The organism is Paractinoplanes hotanensis (assembly GCF_023717965.1).
Taxonomy (GTDB): Bacteria; Actinomycetota; Actinomycetes; order Mycobacteriales; family Micromonosporaceae; genus Actinoplanes; species Actinoplanes polyasparticus.
Genome location: NZ_JAMQOL010000065.1, coordinates 26,332 through 42,699 on the forward strand (window position 1 = coordinate 26,332; position 16,368 = coordinate 42,699).

At 70.1% G+C, this 16,368-nt stretch carries 10 protein-coding genes; 3 read left to right on the forward strand and 7 right to left on the reverse strand.

The window, feature by feature from the left end:
• Positions 1-71 precede the first annotated feature (71 nt).
• From LXN57_RS39965 to LXN57_RS39975, 3 genes are all read right to left on the reverse strand, one after another.
• The gene (locus LXN57_RS39965) at positions 72-2,594 is read right to left on the reverse strand and encodes a DNA gyrase/topoisomerase IV subunit A (protein WP_251803483.1); all 2,523 of its coding nucleotides are present in this window, start codon (positions 2,592-2,594) and stop codon (positions 72-74) included.
• 25 nt (positions 2,595-2,619) lie between these two features.
• The gene (locus LXN57_RS39970; RefSeq protein ID WP_251803485.1) at positions 2,620-5,370 is read right to left on the reverse strand and encodes an ATP-binding protein; all 2,751 of its coding nucleotides are present in this window, start codon (positions 5,368-5,370) and stop codon (positions 2,620-2,622) included.
• A 150-nt stretch (positions 5,371-5,520) separates the two neighbouring features.
• Positions 5,521-6,153, reverse strand: a complete 633-nt coding sequence (locus LXN57_RS39975) for an adenylate/guanylate cyclase domain-containing protein (RefSeq protein WP_251803486.1) — start codon at positions 6,151-6,153, stop codon at positions 5,521-5,523.
• Positions 6,154-6,341: 188 nt separating this feature from the next.
• Between LXN57_RS39975 and LXN57_RS39980 the strand changes: the two genes are divergently transcribed.
• Positions 6,342-9,143: an ATP-binding protein gene (locus tag LXN57_RS39980; RefSeq protein ID WP_251803488.1), complete on the forward strand. Its 2,802-nt coding sequence runs from the start codon at positions 6,342-6,344 to the stop codon at positions 9,141-9,143.
• Between the two features lie 165 nt (positions 9,144-9,308).
• Positions 9,309-10,085, forward strand: coding sequence for a DUF5995 family protein (locus tag LXN57_RS39985; protein WP_251803490.1), 777 nt, complete (start codon positions 9,309-9,311; stop codon positions 10,083-10,085).
• On the opposite strand, the gene LXN57_RS39990 is transcribed toward LXN57_RS39985, so the two are convergent.
• The 4 genes from LXN57_RS39990 to LXN57_RS40005 form a co-directional block, all read right to left on the reverse strand.
• Positions 10,071-11,285, reverse strand: a complete 1,215-nt coding sequence (locus LXN57_RS39990; protein ID WP_251803492.1) for an RNA polymerase sigma factor — start codon at positions 11,283-11,285, stop codon at positions 10,071-10,073. The two genes, LXN57_RS39985 and LXN57_RS39990, sit on opposite strands and share 15 nt — an antisense overlap.
• A gap of 37 nt (positions 11,286-11,322) precedes the next feature.
• Complete coding sequence (locus LXN57_RS39995) at positions 11,323-11,691, reverse strand: YciI family protein (protein ID WP_251803494.1); 369 nt, start codon at positions 11,689-11,691, stop codon at positions 11,323-11,325.
• A 255-nt stretch (positions 11,692-11,946) separates the two neighbouring features.
• On the reverse strand, positions 11,947-13,506 hold the full coding sequence (locus LXN57_RS40000; RefSeq protein ID WP_251803496.1) for a methyl-accepting chemotaxis protein: 1,560 nt from the start codon (positions 13,504-13,506) through the stop codon (positions 11,947-11,949).
• Positions 13,507-13,740: 234 nt separating this feature from the next.
• Positions 13,741-14,775, reverse strand: coding sequence for a LacI family DNA-binding transcriptional regulator (locus LXN57_RS40005; protein ID WP_251803498.1), 1,035 nt, complete (start codon positions 14,773-14,775; stop codon positions 13,741-13,743).
• A 156-nt stretch (positions 14,776-14,931) separates the two neighbouring features.
• On the opposite strand from LXN57_RS40005, the gene LXN57_RS40010 reads away from it, so the two are divergent.
• Complete coding sequence (locus LXN57_RS40010) at positions 14,932-16,329, forward strand: DUF1996 domain-containing protein (RefSeq protein ID WP_438872969.1); 1,398 nt, start codon at positions 14,932-14,934, stop codon at positions 16,327-16,329.
• The last annotated feature ends 39 nt before the right edge of the window (positions 16,330-16,368 follow it).

The following is a 16,368-nucleotide window of genomic DNA, read 5'->3' on the forward strand; positions in this document are numbered from 1 at the left end:
GCGGTCACACCGAGCTGAGCGCGCCCGGCGCCGGCCTGCGCACGGTGACGAACCGCGCGCAGGCCGGCATCTCAGCCGCGTTCGATGAGGTGGCCGACGATCTGCGGACCCATCAGGACGGCCTCGCCCGAGCCGTCGCGGCGGGCGTCCGGGTCGGGCAGGTCGATCGGGTCACCGGTGTTGCTGGAACCGACCGGCCGCGGACCGACCCAGGCCACCGTCAGCCGCGTCTCGCCCTTGAGGAACCGCTGGACGCGGACGCCGCCGGTCGCCCGGCCCTTGGCCGGGTAGGACGCGAACGGGCTGACCTTGACCTGGGTGCCGGTCGAGGTCACCACCATCGGCTCGCCGTGGTCGTGGTCGGCCGTGGCGACCGCGTTGAACGAGATCGCCTCGGCCCCGGCCGACAGGTTGACGCCGGCCATGCCGCCGCCCTTGAGGCCCTGCGGCCGCACGTTCTTGGCGGGGAAACGGAGCAACGCCGCGTCGGAGGTCACGAAGACCAGCGCCTCGGACCCGTCGGTCAGCCACGTGGCCTGCAGAACCTCGTCGCCCTCCTTGAGCGTGATCACCTCGAACTCGTCGGAACGCACCGGCCACTCGGGGGCGCACACCTTGATCACGCCCTGCCGGGTGCCCATCGCGAGGCCCGGCGAGCCGGCCGCGCCCAGCGGGGCCAGACCGACCACCTTCTCGCCCTTCTCCAGCGGGATCAGCTCGGACGCGGACATGCCGCCGCGGATCGACACCGTGCCCGACTGCTCGGGCAGCACCGGCAGCGGGAGCACATCGGTCTTGAAGGCGCGGCCCCGGTTGGTGACCAGCAGAATGCGACCCCGCGCGGTCGAGTGCACCACGGCCCGTACGGCATCGTGCTTGACCCGCCCGGACCGGCGCCGGGCCTCGGTGGCCTCCTCGCTCTCGGCCGCCGTCCGGGCGATGAGCCCGGTCGCCGAGAGGATGACCTGACACGGGTCGTCGGCCACCTCGAGCGGCCCGGCCGGCGCGGACGCGGCCAGCACCTCTTTCAGGTCGCCGTCGATCAGCGTGGTGCGCCGCGGCCCGCCGAACTCGGACGCCACCGCGGCCAGCTCGTCGGAGACCAGCTGCTGAAGCACGTCGAAGTTGTCGAGAATGTGGCTGAGCTCCGCGATCTCGTTCCGCAGCCGCTCCTGCTCGGTCTCGAGCTCGATGCGGTCGAAGCGGGTGAGCCGCCGCAACGGCGTGTCGAGAATGTAGGTGGCCTGGATGTCGCTGAGGCTGAACTCACTCATGAGCGCGGCCTTGGCCGACGCCGCGTCGTCGCTGCCCCGGATGATCGCGACCACTCGGTCGATGTCGATCAGCGCGATGAGCAGGCCGTCGACCAGGTGCAGCCGGTCCTGCCGCTTGGTGCGGCGGAATTCTGTGCGCCGGGTGACGACCTCGTAGCGGTGCTTGATAAATACCTCGAGCAGAGCTTTGAGCCCTAGAGTCTGCGGCTGACCGTCGACCAGCACCAGGTTGTTGATGCCGAACGACGTCTCCAACGGGGTCAGCCGGTAGAGGTCGGCCAGCAGTGCCTGCGGATTGACGCCGACCTTGCACTCGATGACCAAGCGGGTGCCGTGCTCGCGGTCGGTGAGGTCCTTCACATCGGCGATACCCACCAGCCGGGCCGCCTGTCGCTGGCCGCGCTTGGGCCCCGAAACGATCAGCTTGCCCTTCACCTCGTCGGTGATCGCCTCGATGATCTTCTCGGTACCGATGCCATACGGAAGTTCGGTGACCGTGATCGCCTGCCGCCCGCGCCCACCCTCGAGCAACCCGGTCTGCGCCCGGGCCCGCATGCGCACCACGCCGCGACCCGTCTCGTAGGCGCGCCGTACTTCGTCCAGCCCGAGCAACTGCCCACCCGTCGGCAGGTCGGGCCCAGGAACGAACCGCATCAAGGCGTCGAGGTCAGCCTCGGGATTCGTGATCAGATGCCGAGCCGCCGCCACCACCTCGCCGAGGTTGTGCGGGATCATGTTGGTCGCCATGCCGACCGCGATCCCCGACGTGCCGTTGACCAGCAGATTCGGGAAAGCCGCAGGCAACACCTTGGGCTCGAGGTCACTGCCGTCGTAGTTGGACTTGAAATCAACCGTTCCTTCGCCCAGCTCGCCGACCAGCAACATAGCCTCACGGGACATACGAGCCTCGGTGTACCTGCTCGCTGCCGGTCCATCGTCTAAAGATCCAAAATTCCCGTGCCCGTCGATGAGCGGGACGTTGAGCGAGAAATCCTGGGCGAGCCGGACCATCGCGTCGTAGATGGCCGTATCACCGTGCGGGTGGTAGCGGCCCATGCAGTCACCGACGACGCGGGCCGACTTCACGTAAGGGCGGTCCGGCCGGTGGTTCTGCTCGTACATCGACCAGAGGATGCGCCGGTGCACAGGCTTCAGACCGTCCCTGGCGTCCGGCAGGGCGCGGGAGTGAATGACCGAGTAGGCGTACTCCAGGTAGGAGTCCTCGACCTCGGTGACCAACGGATTGTCGAGAATTCGCGCTCCAGCCCGGTCGAAGGCGGCCAGGTCGGTCCGTTTGATGTCGTTCTTCCGGCGTGCCATGTTCCTTTTCCTTTCGGTACGCCGGTCAGGCGTCGATGGCCTCTTCGTCGATCCGGCCGGACGACTCGATGAGCCAGTTCCGGCGCGGTTCCACACGTTCGCCCATCAGCAGCTCGAGCACGCCCTCGGCGCGCTCGACGTCGTCGAGCGTGATCCGTCGGACCGTACGGGTGGCCGGGTTCATGGTCGTGTCCCACAGCTCCTCGGCGTCCATCTCGCCCAGACCCTTGAACCGCGGTACCGGTTTCACGACGGACTTGCCTTCCCGTTCCAGGCGCGCGACGGTGCTTTCCATCTCTTGCTGGGTGTAGGTGAAGATGGTCTCCGAGTTGCGGCCCTTGGTCACGACCTTGTGCAGAGGAGGCATCGCCGCGAACAGGCGGCCAGCCTCGATGACCGGACGCATGTACTTGGCGAACAGCGTGATGAGCAGCGTCCGGATGTGCGATCCGTCGACGTCGGCGTCCGCCATGATCATGACGCGGCCGTAGCGCAGCGCGGGCAGGTCGAACGTGCGGCCGGAACCCGCGCCGAGCACCTGCACGATGGCGGAGCACTCCGCGTTGTCGAGCACCTGCTGGAGAGTGGCCTTCTGAACGTTGAGGATCTTGCCACGGATGGGCAGCAGCGCCTGGTACTCCGACGAGCGGGCCATCCGGGCGCTGTTGTGGACGAACACACCCGCCTCGAGTGCGAAGTTGTGGTAGCCGTCCACGGTCAGGTCGTACACGTCCGCAGTCTCGGACAGCCGATCCACGGTCGTGACCGTGTGATTTACCGGAGCCGCGGCCTCACGCAGGTCGCGGTTGTCCGCCATCATCGCCGCGTGCAGCGCGATGTGCGCCTCGTGGGTCATAGGCCGCAGGTTGCGCGGGTCGTTGTTGCGCTTGTCGCAATCGATGTGGTGCCGGACCTTGCCGTTCGTGATGTTGTCGGTGCCGTTCCGCAGGTTGTGGCCGTCCGCGACGTAGTGGGTGTAGACCCACTCCTCACGGTCGTTCATCCACACCTTCTCGTAGCCGTTGAGGTTGTCGCCGGCCGACGTCGCCGACACCGACCGGTACAGAGGCATCAGCGAGTCGCCGGGGGCGAGGTGGTCGGCCCGGCGGTAGGAACCGTCACGCAAGCGGAACTGGTGGTCGGGAGTGCACCGGACCGATTCGCCATTGTCCAGCGTGACCCGCACCAGAGGGGCATCACGCTTGGTGAGCCGCGGTTCGACCAGCGGTACCACCACGACCCGGCCGGCCTTGTTTGTCGTATAGCCGAAGTGGGTGACGCCGCGCTGCCAGTCGGTGGCGAGATCGGCGAAGCTGCGCGGCGCACCGGAGGCCAACGCCACCAGCGTGTCGCCGGTGAAGCAGCCGAGCGCCGAGTCGCCCTCCACGATGAACAGCTCGGACTGGGCGATGCCGGTGGCGCGGCAGTCGACCAGCTTGGGCGGCATCGAGGCGCCCTCGAGGGCGGTCTTGCGGCGGGCCGCGTCCTTCTGCTGCTTCTGGGTGAGGCGGACGCGGGCGGCGTCGACCACCTTCTGCAGGACGGTGCGGGCCTCGGCCTTGGTCCTGCGGCCGTCGATCCACTCCTTGATGTGCGCCTCGACCAGGCCCTGGAGCACGCGGGTGATGCCGGCCGTGGACAGCTCGTCCTTGGTCTGGGAGGTGAACTGCGGCTCGGGGATGCGCACGTGGATGACCGCGGTCATGCCCTCGAGCAGGTCGTCGAGGACGGGCGGGTCTTCCTTGGGCTTGAGCAGGCCGCGCGTGTTGCGGATGGCCTCGGTCAGCGCTCGTACGAGGGCTCGCTCGAAGCCCTTGCGGTGGGTGCCGCCGTGCGTGTTGCGGATCGTGTTGGTGAAGCACTCGATCGTGCGCTCGTAGCCGGTGCCCCACCGGAAGGCGATCTCGACCTCGGCCCGGCGCTCGACGTTGGACTGCATCACGCCGTTGGCGTCGGCCGCGTTTTCCTTGTACGTCCCCTCGCCGTTGACCTGCAGCAGGCCGGAGACCGGCTTGTCGCCCGCGTGGGTCAGGAACTCGACCATGTCGGTGAGCCCGTGCGGGAAGTGGAAGGTCTCGTTCGTCGTCTCCTCGGCCGTCTCGTCGCGCAGCGTGTACATCACGCCGGGGACGAGGAACGCCGTGTTGCGCAGCTTGGCTCGGACGGCGTCGACGTCGAGCCGGGCGCCCGTCTCGAAGTACCGCGCGTCGTACCAGTAGCGGATGGACGTGCCGGTGGGCTCGCCGCGTTTCATCTTGCGGACGACGCGCAGCCCGGACTCGGGATGAAAACGGGCCTGCGGGCCGGGACCGTCGAAGGAGCCGGGCACGCCGCGCTGGAACGAGATCTCGTGGACCTTGCCCTCGCGCTTGACGGTGACGTCGAAGCGCAGGGAGAGCGCGTTGACCGCGGAGGCGCCGACGCCGTGCAGGCCGCCGGAGGTCTTGTAGCCGGAGCCGCCGAACTTGCCGCCGGCGTGCAGGCGGGTGAGCACGAGCTCGACGCCGTTGAGGCCGGACTTGGTGTTGATGGCGGTCGGGATGCCGCGCCCGTCGTCGTCGACCTGCAGCGAGCCGTCGGCGTGCAGGATGACGGCCACCTTGGTGGCGTGGCCGCCGACGCCCTCGTCGGTGCAGTTGTCGATGATCTCGTTGGCGAGGTGGTTGATGCCCCGGCTGTCGGTGGAGCCGATGTACATGCCCGGGCGTTTCCGGACGGCGTCCAGCCCCTCCAGGTGCGTGAGGTCATCAGCCCCGTACAGGATCTCCGCGGTCACGAGGTGGCACTCCCGATCAGCCCAAGGTGGTGGTCAATTCGCGGCGAGCCTACCGGGGCCCCCCGACACTTCTGGTCAACCGAGCCGGGAGGGCCCACCTGTGAACAGATAATTCGGACAAAAGAAACGGTAGGTGACCTACAACACGCGTCACGCCGCGGCCGGCACCGCCCACAGGTGGCGCGTCGCCGTGCGGGCGTACTGCGGGGCCAGCGCTCGCCAGAGGTCGAGCGGCCGCGGCTTGCCCGACACCCGTACGGGCGGAAGCTCCTGATACGCGACCAGCTGGTCGGTGATCGCCCGCGTCCCGGCGCAGACCACCACGGTGTCGTGCGGCGCGTACGCCTGCAGGCGCGCGGCCGTGACCACCACGCTGCCGCTGATCATGCCGTGCCCGAAGTCGCGCGTCGCGTCCAGGTCGACGATGACGTCGCCGGTCGCGAGCCCGACCCGGGTCCGGACGGCGAACCGGCCGGCCAGGAGGCGCCCCCTCAACGCCTCCTGGACCGACAGGCCCACCCGCACCGCCGCAGCGGCGGCCTCCGCGCCGAAGCCGCCCGGGCCGGTGCCGAACACCGCCATCACCGCGTCCCCGACGTACTTCTCCACCACTCCGCCGCCCGCGCGGACCACGTCGGACACGATGCCGAAGTAGTCGCGCTGCAACGCACGGACATCCGCGCAGTCCAGATCGTCGACCAGTGAGGTGAAGCCCACGATGTCGATGAAGAGGACGGTGACGGTCTGACGCCGCTCCTGCTCCGCCATAGCGATTGCGGTCATGTCTTCACGCTCCCCCAAGTCACTGCTTGCCCCGGGAGTACGGTGCCAGCCGCAGTCGCGTAGCGGATCTGCAGAACGACGTATCTCCGACAGTGAGTGGACCTTGTCGTGGTCCGGTCACTCATGTGACCGAGAACCGACCGAACCGCCGAGAACGCGTCCGGTCGCTGGGCATTAGGGTGACCTTCATGGCCGGCGAGGGGGACGACGGGCCACTTGTCGGACGCACCGACACGTTGGCTCAGATCAGGTCCGACCTGCGCAACGCGGGATCGGGTGGCACCTCCGCGGTGTTCGTCACCGGGGAGAGCGGAGTGGGCAAGAGCCGACTGCTCCGCGAGACCATCCTGTCCATGCGTGACGCGGGTTTCGCCGTGCTGTCCGGCACCTGCCTCGACATCGGCGACGCCTCGCCGTTGCATCCCGTTCTCCAGGCCTTGCGGCAGTTCGACCACAGTGTTCAGCCCGCCGGTTCCGCGGGCGCCCTGCTCGACCGGGTCTCGCATGACCTGCGCGAGGTGGCCGGCGAGCGCCGTCTGCTGCTCGTGCTCGACGACCTGCAGTGGGCCGACCGCAGCACCCGCCAGCTGCTGCTCTATCTGCTGGCCGGTTTGGGCGACGTCAAGATAGCCGTGCTGGCGGCGATCCGGGCCGAGGCGCTGCAGGGCGCCCACCCGCTGCGCAAGGTGCTGGCCGAGCTGCGGCGCCTGCGGTCCGTCCGGGTGGTCGAGCTCGCCCCGCTCGACCGTGACCAGACCGTCGAGCTGGTCACCGCGATCACCGGCGGCCAGGTCGAGAGCGAGGACGCCGACCGGGTCTACAAGCGCAGCGGCGGCAACCCCTTCGTGGCCGAGGAACTGGCCCGCGACCTGCGTGACGGCCGGGTCGAGCTGTCCGACACGCTGCGCGAGATCTTCCTGTCCCGGGTCGACGAGCTGCCGCCGAACGCCCACTCGGTGGTCCACGCGATCGCGGCCGGTGTCGAGCCGGTCGGCCACGACGTGCTGGCCCGGGTCGTGCCGCTGCCCGAGGCCGAGCTGATCGAGGCGGTCCGGGCCGCGGTCGCGCACCGGTTCGTGGCCAGCGCCGACGACGGCTACCGGCTGCGCCACCGCCTGGTGGCCGAGGTGCTGGCCGGCGAGGTGCTGCCGGCCGAGGCCACGGTTCTGCACCGGCGCTTCGCCGAGGCGCTGGCGGAGCCGGGCGGCGCGCCCGACCACGCCCGCCTGGCCCATCACTGGCAGAAGGCCGGCGAGCCGGGCCGCGCGCTGCCCTCGGTGATCGCCTCGGCCCGGTCGGCCGAGAAGCTGTACGGCTTCACCGAGGCTCACCGCTACTGGTCGTCGGCGCTCGAGCTGACCACCGACGACGCCCCCGAGCGCACCGAGCTGCTGGCCCACGCGGCCGAGTCGGCTCACCAGTGCGGCGAGCACCTGCGGGCCCTTTCCCGCCTCGACGACCTGTCCCGCCGGCCCGACGCGCCCAGCCAGTGCGATCTGCACCTGCGGCGGGCGCGCTATCTGGCCGCCGCCGGGCGCACGGCCACCGCCGAGTCGGAATACGAGCGTGCTCTCGAGGCTTCCGACTGCTCCCCCAGCCAGCGGGCCTCGGCCGCGGCCTACCTGGCCGAACTGCTGCTGCATCTGGGTCGTTACGCCGATGCCAACGCCCGCGCCGTCGACGCGCTCGAGATGGCCGAGGTCAATGGATCAACGGCCGATCTCGTACGGGCCAGTGCCGCGCTCGGCTTCAGCGCCGCGTTCCGCGAGGACCCCGACGCCGGGCTGGCCGTGATCCGCAACGCCGTCGACATCGCCGAGCGCAGCGGGCACCCCGACGAGCTGGGCGTCGCCTATCTGCACCTGGCCGAGCTGCTGACCGGCCCGCTCAACAACATCGAAGAGGGCGTGCTCGTGGCCCGCCGCGGCGCCGAGAGGCTGGCCACGCTGGGCGCGGGCCGCACCTACCAGACCCGGCTGCTCGCCATCGCCGCCAACGGCCTGTTCCGGGTCGGGCAGTGGAGCGAGGCCGACGCGGTGCTGGCCGACGCCATGCGGCACCGGCCGTCCGGCGCCGACGCGGTCGAACTGCTGCTGGCCCGCTGCCGGCTCTGGGTCGGCTTCGGCGACATCGACGCGGCCCACCGCGACCTCGACGCCGTGGCCACGCTGCTGGCCGGCGGCGGTGCGCGGCACGTGCTGCCGATGCTCACGTTGCGGGCCGGCCTGGCCATGTGGCAGGGCGAGCACCCGACCGCGCGGGCGGCGGTGCAGCGCGGGCTCACCGAGACCCGCTCCGACGACCTGGTGCTCATCGGCGTGCTGGCCTGGCACGGCCTGCGGGCCGAGGCTGAGGCGTTCGCGGCCGGCCAGCCGGTCGACGCCGGGGCGCTGCGCCGGCTCAAGGTGGCGGCCGAGCGGATGGCGGCCGGGGTCGGCAACGCGGCCCTGCCCGTACGCGGGGTGATCGACGGCTACCTCGACCTGTGCGCCGCCGAGCTGAGCCGCATCGAGGGCCGGCAGGACCCGGCGCCGTGGGCCAGGGCCGCCGCCACCTGGGACAAGCGGCGGCAGCCGTACCCGGCGGCGTATTCGCGGTTGCGGCAGGCCGAGGCGGCCCTGCAGCGCCGCACGCGGAAGGCGGCGGCGATCGGGGCGCTGCGGGAGGCGTACGCCACGGCGATCGCGATGGGAGCGCGCCCGTTCGCGGCCGAGATCGTCGGGGTCGCTCAGCGTTACAAGGTGGCGCTGGCCGACGACGTCCCCACCGTGCCGATGATCGAGACGGACACCAAGGACGAGCTGAGCGCGCTCACCACCCGCGAGCGCGAGGTGCTGTCGGCGCTGGCGGAGGGGCTGACCAACCGCGAGATCGGCGAGCGGTTGTTCATCAGCGAGCGCACGGTCGGTGTCCACGTCGGGCACATCTTCGACAAGCTCCAGGTACGCACGAGGGTGCAGGCGAGCCGGGTCTTCCTGACCGCGGCGTGACCTTTTCGTTATCTTCCGGCCTTCCGCGCGCCACGAATACGTAGATCTACCGATCCCTGCGTACGCGGGCTTTGGAAGTCTTTGGCCACGGGGGAGCACCACCCGGCGGCCACCGCCGCCGGGTGGTGCTAGGGGCCCTCCGCCGATGTTCGTGGAGGAGAACCGATGAGCCAGTCGGTCTGGGGACCTGTGCAGCGGGAGATGACCGATCTTCTGCAAGGCCACCCCGACGACGTCCCCGCCGTGGTCGAGCAGCTCAAGGCCCTGCAGGACGTCCTGGGTCACGTGCCACCGCTGCGGCGGGAAAATCCGTTGTGCGACTTCAACCAGCTCTACCTGACGATCACCGAGGGTGTGCTGGAGCGGTTGTACGCCGGCAAGTTCAAGGATCCGGCCTTCCTGTCCCGCCTGGACGTGGAGTTCGCGGCCCGCTACTTCGACGCGCTGCGGGCCTGGGCCGGCGCCGGGACGAGCCCGCGCTGCCCCGAGGTGTGGGCCTGCCTGTTCCAGCGCGTCCCGGGACCGGACTGCCGTCCGTTGCCGTCGGCCTGCGCCGGGGTCAACGCGCACATCAACTTCGACCTGCCGTTCGCGCTGGTCACCACGTTCGACCACCTGGGCAGCGACCCGGTCGACGACAGCGACCAGCACCACGACTACCTCGAGATCAACGACATCTTCGCCGAGGCGATCCCCGGGCTGCGGCGCGGCTACCTCGAGAAGTGGCAGCTGCTGATCGACACGATGAACGGCCGCCTCGACGACTGGTGGCAGGGCGAGGCCGTGGAATACACCCGCAACGTGGCCTGGCGGAACGCGCAGAAGCTGTGGGGCGTACGCCACGACATGCTGGCCACCGACCGCGAGCGCGCCGGCCTCGACAAGACGGCCGCCGGCCTCAGCAAACTCCTGCTCTCGCCACTGGGCTCATTCCTGCAATAGCGCCCGGGCGGTGAGGTAGCGCTGTTCGGGGGCGCTGGTGGTCATCTTGGCCGCGGCCAGGTACGCCTCGCGCGCCTGCTCGGCGTAGCCTGCCTGTTCCAGCAGGTGGGCCCGCACCGCGGCCACTCGATGGTTACCGGCCATCCGCTCGTCGCCGGCCAACTCGCCGATCAGGGCCAGTCCGGCCAGCGGCCCCCGGGTGCGAGCGACGGCGACGGCCCGGTTCAGCGTCACCACCGGCCCGGGCGAGATCGTTTCGAGCACCTCGTACAGCGCGAGGATCTGCGCCCAGTCCGTCCCGGCGTCGGACTCGGCCTCGTCGTGCAGCGCGGCGATCGCGGCCTGCACCTGGTAAGGCCCGATCGGCCCGCGGCCGAGCGTGGCCGACACCAGCGCGACCCCCTCGGTGATCCGCTCCTTGCTCCACAGCGAACGGTCCTGGCGGTCGAGCGGCACCAGCTCACCCCCGGGCGTCGTGCGGGCCACCCGGCGCGCGTCGGTGAGCAGCATCAACGCGAGCAGCCCGGCCGTCTCGTGGTCGCCCGGCACGAGGTCGCGCAGCAGCCGCGTCAACCGGATCGCCTCACCGGTCAGCTCGGCCCGCTGCAGTTCCGGCCCGCCGCTCGCCGTGTAGCCCTCATTGAAGATCAGGTACAGCACCTGCCGTACGACCTTGAGCCGCTCGGCCCGTTCCGCGCCCGGCGCCGGAGCCGGGAAGTCCGCCCCGCTCCTGCGGATGGTCTGCTTGGCCCGGCTGATCCGCTGAGCCATGGTCGGTTCCGGCACCAGGAACGCCGCCGCGATCTCGCCCGTGGTGAGACCGCCGACCGCCCGCAGGGTGAGCGCGAGCTGCGACGGCGGCGAGAGCGACGGGTGCGCGCAGAGAAAGAGCAGAGCCAGCGTGTCGTCCCGGTCGGGTGCGTCGCCCCCGGCGTCGGCCAGCACGTCGGCCGTTTCGCGCCGGCGCCGGGCGCTGTCGCTGCGGAACTCGTCGACCAGCCGCCGGGTGGCCACCGAGATCAGCCACGACCGCGGGTTGGCCGGGGCGCCCTCGCGGGGCCACTGCAACGCGGCCGCGAGCAGCGCTTCCTGCACCGCGTCCTCGGCCGCGTCGAACTGCCCGTACCGGCGTACGAGCGCCCCCAGCACCTGCGGCGCCAGCTCACGCAGCACCCCGTCCAGCACCCGCGGCTCACTCACCGCTCGGTCCACCCCGGCATCCCGGCGCCCGCTCAGCTCAGTTCTCGGCGTGGTCGGGCGGACCGTCCGGCACCTCGCGCAGCTCGACCTTGCGCGCCCAGAAAGCGACCCGGCCGGCCAGCTCGACCGCCCGCTCCTCCCCCGGCACTTCGAGGACCCAGAACCCGGCCAGCGACTCCTTGGTCTCCGCGTACGGCCCGTCGGTGACCGCCACCTGCCCGTCCTCGTAACTGACGGTCTTGGCCGTGGACGGGAAGGCGAGCCCGCGCGCCTCGACCAGCTCCCCGCTCTCGGCCAGTTCGGCGTTGAAGTCGCCCATGAAGGTCATCATGTCGCGCACCCAGGCCGGGTCGGCCGTGGCCGCCATCTCGCCGCCGTCACCGAACATCATCACGTTGTACTTCATCGCCGGAACCCCTCTCGATCGCTGCTGTCGGCCGGTAGTCGGAGCCGACCACCCGCTCTCGACATGCCCGCCGAACTTTTCCCGGCCGAGGTTCGCCAGGATCGCTGAGCCCCAGACGGGATCCCCGGCCGAAGACGGCGCAAAGCGCGGAAGTCTTGGGGCACAGCATTTCCGGCGCTCAGTGCCGGCCGCAACCGGAGTCAGCCGACCTGTGAACGAATCGCAGTCTTCCGGCCCACGGTGCGCAGAAGGGGATCAGTATTTGAACTGGTTGACGAGTTGATGCAGCGTCGAGCTCATCTTGGCGACCTCCGCGACGGAGGACCTGGTGTTGACGATGGCGTTCGACGTCTGTACGGCCGCGGCGGAAACGGAGGTGACGCTGGTGGAGATCTCCTGGCTGCCGTTGGACGCGTCATTGATGTTGCGGGCCATCTCGGCGGTGGTCGCCGTCTGCTCCTCCACGGCCGAAGCGATCGTCGTCTGGTAGTCGTTGACCTGCAGCACGATTCCGCTCATCTGGGTGATCGCCTCGGCGGTGGCGGTGGCGCTGTTCTGGATATCGGTGACTCGCTGGCTGATGTCCCCGGTGGCGCGGGCGGTCTCCTGGGCGAGGTCCTTGACCTCGGAAGCCACCACGGCGAAGCCCTTGCCGGCGTCACCGGCCCGGGCTGCTTCGATCGTCGCGTTCAGCGCCAGCAGGTTGGTCTGTTCCGCGATCGCGGTGATCAGCTTGATCACATTGCTGATCTCGGCCGACGATTCACCGAGCGTGGCGACGGTCCTCGTCGCCTCCTGCGCCACCCGGACAGCCTCGGCGCCGGCCCGGCTGGCATCGGAGGCGTTGGAAGCGATCTCACGGATGGAGGCGCCCATCTCCTCGGCGCCCGCGGCGACCGTGGTGAGCGCGCCGCTCATGGTCGTGGAGGCCCCGGCGACGCCGCCGATCTCACGGGAGCTGTGCTCGGCGGAACCGGCGATCTGCTGCGTGCCCGTGGACAACTGTTCCGAGGCCGCGGCCAACGACGTGGCCTGGTCGCCGATCTGCCGGATGATGGCGGCGAGCTTGTCCACGAAGCGGTTGAAGACAGCGCCGAGCGTCCCGAATTCGTCGCGTGCCGCCGCGTCGACGCGCTGGGTCAGATCGCCCTCGCCGTCAGCGATCTCTCGAAGGCGATCCGTCAACGCGCTCAGCGGGCGCTGGATGCTGCGCGACACGAAATAGGCGAGTACCAGGACGAGAAGCGCCGCGACACCGACGCCGACCAGGATGGTCGTCCGCGACCCCGAAGCGGTGTCCGCGGTGAGTTTGCCCCGCACCGCGAGCAGGCTCGACTCCGCCGCCGACATCTCGTCGAGCAGCGACCTGATCTGGTCCATCACCGTCTTGCCCTTGTTGGTCAGGACCGCGGCTCGCGCCGCCTCGAAGCCCTTCGCGCGACGCAGATCGATCGTTTCCTGCATTTCCGCGAATTTGGCCGTGATCAGCGGGCGCAGGGCTGCGATGCGCTCCTGCTGGGACGCGTTGTCCGCGGTGAGCGCAGCGACCGCGTCCACCGCGCCGGCGGTTGCCGACGAGGCATTGTCGTACGGCTCGAGGTAAGCGTCCGCGCCCGTGATGAGGAAACCACGTTGGCCCGTCTCGGCGTCCTTCAACAATTGCGTGATGCCGTCGAGAGCGTCCAGCACCTCGTAGGTATGGTCGACCTGCCGGGTGGTGTCTTCCAGCGTGTTGGTGTTGCGGTAAGCGAGAACACCGACCACACACAAGACCACCAGCGGAACCACGAAGGCTCCGATCAGGCGAGCATTCACCCGGTACAACCATCCCACGGCACACCACTCAATCAAGGCGATTCAAAGCTGAGACCCGCGTAGCCGCAGTCGACCACAACCGATCATCCGCCAAGATCACCGTTGACGAAGGCCGTTCCGACAAGGAGACCAGCTTTCCGGCGAGGCGCACCCGCACCGTGGCGGCCACCGAGTCCTCGGCCCGGCGGGACAGCTGGATGTGCACACACGCGGACCGCGCGGGCCGGGAAAGCCTCAAGCCGACTCGCGCTCGACCAGGACCGGCTCGTAGATGACCGACGAGACCCGCATGCCCGGGTCGTCGATGCGGGCCAGCAGCAGGCGGGCGGCCTCGGCGGCCATGTCTTCGAGGGGGTGCCGGACGGTGGTCAGGGCGGGTGAGGCGGCCACCGCCGCGCTGCTGTCGTCGAAGCCGACCACGGCGACGTCCTCGGGCACGCGGCGGCCGGCCTCGCGCAGCACGGCCAGGGCGCCCAGCGCCATCAGGTCGTTGGCGACGAACACTCCGTCGAGGTGGGGGTGGCCGGCCAGGAGCGTGCGCATGGCTGCCTCGCCGCTGTCGCGGGTGAAGTTGCCGGACTCGATCGGGACCCAGCCGTGCCCGCGGCGGGCCAGAGCCCGGCGGAAGCCCGCCACGCGGTCGCTGCTGGCCGGCACGTCGGCCGGGCCCGAGATCATGCCGATCCGCTGGCAGTCACGGGCGAGCAGGTGTTCCGCGGCGAGCGCGGCGCCGGTGTCGTTGGCCAGGTCGACGTAGTCGATCGGCACCGGTTCGGCCGGGCGGCCGATCAGCACGGCGGGGACGCCACCCTCGGTGAGCATGCGCGGCAGCGGGTCGATCGCGGGCAGGGACAGCACGATCGCGCCGTCGGCCTGGCCGTTGCGCAGGTCGCCGACGAGCCGCTTGCGGCCGTCGTCGGTGCCGACGATCTGGAGCGCCAGCTGGACGCCCCGCTCGCGCAGCACGCTCATCAGCCCGCCCACGACCCGGCCGAAGTACGGATCGGCGAAGAAGCGGCTCATGAACGGGTCGTCGTCGTGCGACTCGGAGTCGGAGACGACCAGCGCGACGGTGCCCGTGCGGCGGGTGACCAGCGAGCGGGCCAGCCGGTTGGGCACGTAGCCGGTGCGGCCCACCGCGTCCCACACGACCTCGTGAAGCTGGGGGTCGACGTTGCGGATCCCGTTGATCACCCGGGAGACGGTGGCTCGGGACACGCCGGCGATCCGGGCCACGTCCTCGAGGGTCGGGAGCCGCTCGGTTCGCATAGACGTCTTTATAGCACAGGGGGAGAGCGCTCTCCGCGCACCCGCCGAAGTGACGAGGCGAAGTTCCGGAACCAGCAGAAACCCGCGTACGTATTGACGGCCTTGACATCTCGGCGTAACACTCGGAAAGCGCTCTCCAACCCCGAAGGAGACCTCGTGAATCCCCTACACCCCCGGCGCATCCTGACCCTGAGCGCGGTCGCGGCCCTCACCGCGACCGCTGTCCTCACCGGTGTCCACGCTGCTCAGGCTGCCGACACCCTGCTTTCGCAAGGCCGTCCCGCGCTCGCCTCGTCGACCGAGAACGGTGGCGCCCCCGCCGCCGGGGCGGTCGACGGCAACCTCACCACCCGGTGGGGCAGCGCGTGGAGCGACCCGCAGTGGCTCCGCGTCGACCTCGGCGGCACGGCCACCATCAGCCAGGTCAAGCTGACCTGGGAGGCCGCGTACGCCAAGGCCTTCCAGATCCAGACCTCGGCCGACGGCAACAACTGGTCGAACGTCTACAGCACCACCACGGCCACCGGCGGCACCCAGACGGTGCCGGTCACCGGCTCCGGTCGCTACGTGCGGATGTACGGAACGCAGCGGGGCACCGGCTACGGCTACTCGCTGTACGAGTTCCAGGTGTACGGAACGCTCACCTCGACACCGCCGACGAGCGGCCCGGGTTACGTGCCGGCCGACCCGCCGGTGACCGGCGTGATCCCGTCGACCGCGACGCCGCCCGACACCAACCCGCCCACGACCCACCACGAGTTCCAGATGAACTGCTCGGTGAGCCGCGGCAACCTGAACGACGACCCGATCGTCTTCCCCGGGCTGCCCGGCGCCTCGCACACGCACACGTTCATGGGCAACACCACGACGAACGCCGGTACGACGTACGCCAGCCTCAAGGCCGGCAACACCTCGTGCATCACGCCCGGTGACAAGACCGGTTACTGGATGCCGACCCTGCTGAACGGCGACACCGCCGTGCAGCCGGTGGGCCGGCAGGTCATCTACTACAAGTCGGGCGTCATCGACTACCGCAGCGTGCGGCCGTTCCCGGCCGGCCTGCGCTACCTGGTCGGCAGCCCGACGGCCACGCTCGACGACTTCCGCAACCACCCGGGCGCGGTCGAGGGCTTCGAGTGCGGCGACCTGTCGTTCAACTGGGACATCCCGGCCAACTGCGCGCCGGGAACCCAGCTCAACGTCCGGTTCCAGGCCCCCAGCTGCTGGAACGGGCTGCACCTGGACACGCCCGATCACAAGAGCCACATGGCGTACCCCGTGCTGGGGGTCTGCCCGGCCTCGCATCCGGTGGCCGTCCCGATGATCGAGTTCAAGATGGCCTGGCCGGTCAGCGGCAACATGGCAGGAGTCCGCTTCTCCAGCGGGCGGGGCTTCTCGTTCCACTACGACGTGTTCAACGCCTTCGACGGGCCGACGCTGGCCGCCCTGGTCCGCCACTGCATCAACGGCGGCCTGCAGTGCGACCCGCGCGGCTACGACCTCTACAAGCCGGAACGGGGCGCGGCCCTCAACCAGAACTACGAGCTGCCGTAACCGATCACTGAAGGAACGGGCGCCGTCCTTTATCGACGA